Source organism: Pseudomonas sp. 18.1.10 (assembly GCF_024655625.1).
Classification (GTDB): Bacteria; Pseudomonadota; Gammaproteobacteria; order Pseudomonadales; family Pseudomonadaceae; genus Aquipseudomonas.
Window position 1 is genome coordinate 1 of sequence record NZ_JANLGL010000407.1, and the last position, 2,424, is coordinate 2,424.

1 protein-coding gene is annotated in these 2,424 nt (G+C 67.0%); it reads right to left on the minus strand.

Annotated elements, in window-relative coordinates; all coding sequences use genetic code 11:
- Positions 1-53: 53 nt before the first annotated feature.
- On the minus strand, positions 54-2,345 hold the full coding sequence (pbpC, locus tag NUV89_RS29180) for a peptidoglycan glycosyltransferase PbpC (RefSeq protein ID WP_257784042.1): 2,292 nt from the start codon (positions 2,343-2,345) through the stop codon (positions 54-56).
- Positions 2,346-2,424: the final 79 nt, after the last annotated feature.

Below are 2,424 nucleotides of genomic sequence, written 5' to 3' on the forward strand. Positions count from 1 at the left end.
TTGAAGGTATTCACAGATCAAAATGTGGGAGCGGGCTTGCTCGCGAAGGCGATCTAGTCGACGACGCTGAACTCAAGCCGTGCCGTCTGCCCCGCCTCATCCAGCACACTCAATTGATAGCGCCCCAGCCGCTCGAAACTGGCATTGATAAAGTCCTGATTGGCACTATCCCCCAACGGCTCGCCATTGAGAAACCACCAGCGCCGCCCACTGCCGCCCAACGCCGAGATCTTCAGGCGCAGCGCCTGTTGGCTGGCGGCGGGCAAGCGCAGTTGATCCCCTTCGCGCACGCCGACAATCGACAGCGGTGACGACGCTGCCAATGCCGGTGGCGGGCAATCGGGATCGGCGGCCGGGATACGTGCTTCGCGGCGTTCGACGCGCGGCAACCACGGCTCCAACGGCGCAGGCCATAGGGCAATGTTTTTCAGCTCTGCGCCCGCGCAACGGGCGTCCACCCGCAGGCCCTGGGCGTTCACCCATACGCTCTCCATCAAGCCCACGCTCAACGGTTGATCCAGCGCCTGCATGGTCGGCGGCGTGGTGTTGTCCAGCGTCCACGCGAAGCGCTGGCGGCGACAATTGGGATCACTGCGATTCATCGGCTGGCCCAGCGGCCAACAGATCGCCGCCACGCCCACATTCGCCGGCACCGGCCTGACGGGGGCGCTGATGCCGCGCTGGCTGTCGCGGTTGGTCAGCACATCGTGCACCTGCAACATCAACGGCGCCGCCGAGGCCAGGCCGAACTGGCCGGGCACCGGCGTGCCGTCCGGGCGGCCGATCCACACGCCGATCAAATAACGCGGGCCCACGCCAATCGCCCAGGCATCGCGAAAGCCGTAGCTGGTCCCGGTTTTCCAGGCCAGCACCGGCCGCTGGACCAGCTCGGCACGCGGGTCGCGGTCGGGCCGCGCCTGGCCGCTGAGGACGCGCCGCACAATCCACGCGGCGCCTGGGGATAACATCGGGCGCTCCCTGAGCACGTCATCCGGCTGCAAACGGATCGTCGCGCTTTTGCCGTCGCGGGCGAAGGCGCTGTAGCCGCTGACCAAATCTTCCAGGCGACTGCCCGCGCCCCCCAGGATCAAGGCCAGGTTCGGCTCGGCCAACGTGGGCAACGCCAGGGGCACGCCAGCGATGCGCATCTGTGCAGCGAAACGCTTGGGCCCATACGCTTCCAGCAACTGCACCGCCGGCAGGTTGAGTGAGCTGGACAGCGCCGTGCTCGCCGGCACCGCGCCGGTAAAGCCCATGGAGAAGTTGCCCGGGCGGTAATCGCCGTAGCGCCGGGGGACGTCTTGCAGCAGGGATTCGGAATGGATCAGGCCGTCGTCCAGCGCCATGCCGTAGAGAAAGGGTTTCAACGTCGAGCCCGGCGAACGCAACGCGCTAATCATGTCCACATGGCCAAAGCGCTTGGCGTCGTTGATATCCACCGAGCCGAGGTAAGCGCGCACGGCCATGCTTTCCGCTTCCACCACCAGGATGGCCGCCGAGGTGTGTTCCGGCAGGCGTGCGCGCCAGCCCAGCAGCAGGTCTTCGAGACGACGCTGCAAGGTAGCGTCGAGGGTGGTGCGGATCAGCGGCGGGCTGTCGGGGCGGTTCAGGCGGCGCGCGAGCAAGGGCGCCAGGCTCGGTTCCAGGCGTGGGGCGAGCAGCAGCGGTTCTTCCAGGGCTTCCTCGACGGCGGCTTGCGGCCACACCTGGAACTCGGCGAGGCGCCGCAGCACTTTGTCGCGGGCTTGCTGGGCGCGCTGCGGATGGCGGTCGGGGCGCAGGCGGCTGGGAGCCTGGGGCAATACCGCGAGCAACGCGGCTTCGGCGTGGGTCAGTTGGGCCGGGGACTTGCCCAGGTACGCCCAACTGGCTGCTGCCACACCTTGCAGGGTGCCGCCAAACGGCGCGCGGTTCAGGTAGAGGTTGAGGATTTCATCCTTGGACAGGTGCCATTCCAACTGCGCCGTGCGCCACAACTGGCGCAGCTTGCCGAGGAAGGTGCGCGAGTGCGGGTCGAGCAAGCGCGCGACCTGCATCGACAAGGTACTGCCGCCCGACACCACCCGCGCGCCGGTGAGGTTCTGCCAGGTTGCGCGCGCCAGTGCCAGCGGGTTTACGCCGGGGTGCGAGTAGAACCAGCGGTCTTCGTAGGTGAGTAGCGCGTCGAGGTAATAGGGCGAGACTTCACTGGTGTGCACCGGGTAGCGCCAGACGCCGTTGGCATCGGCGAAGCGCCACAAGGGCGTGCCGTCTTCGGCGAGGACGACGCGTGCCAGATCATCCTGAGGGAGCGGTAACGGCCAGATGCGGTCGGCCAGCCACAGCAGCGCCACCACCAACACCACCACTCCCAAGGTGTAACGCAGTAAGTGTGGGAGCGGGCTTGCTCGCGAATGCGGTGGATCAGGTAATAAAGCGGTCACT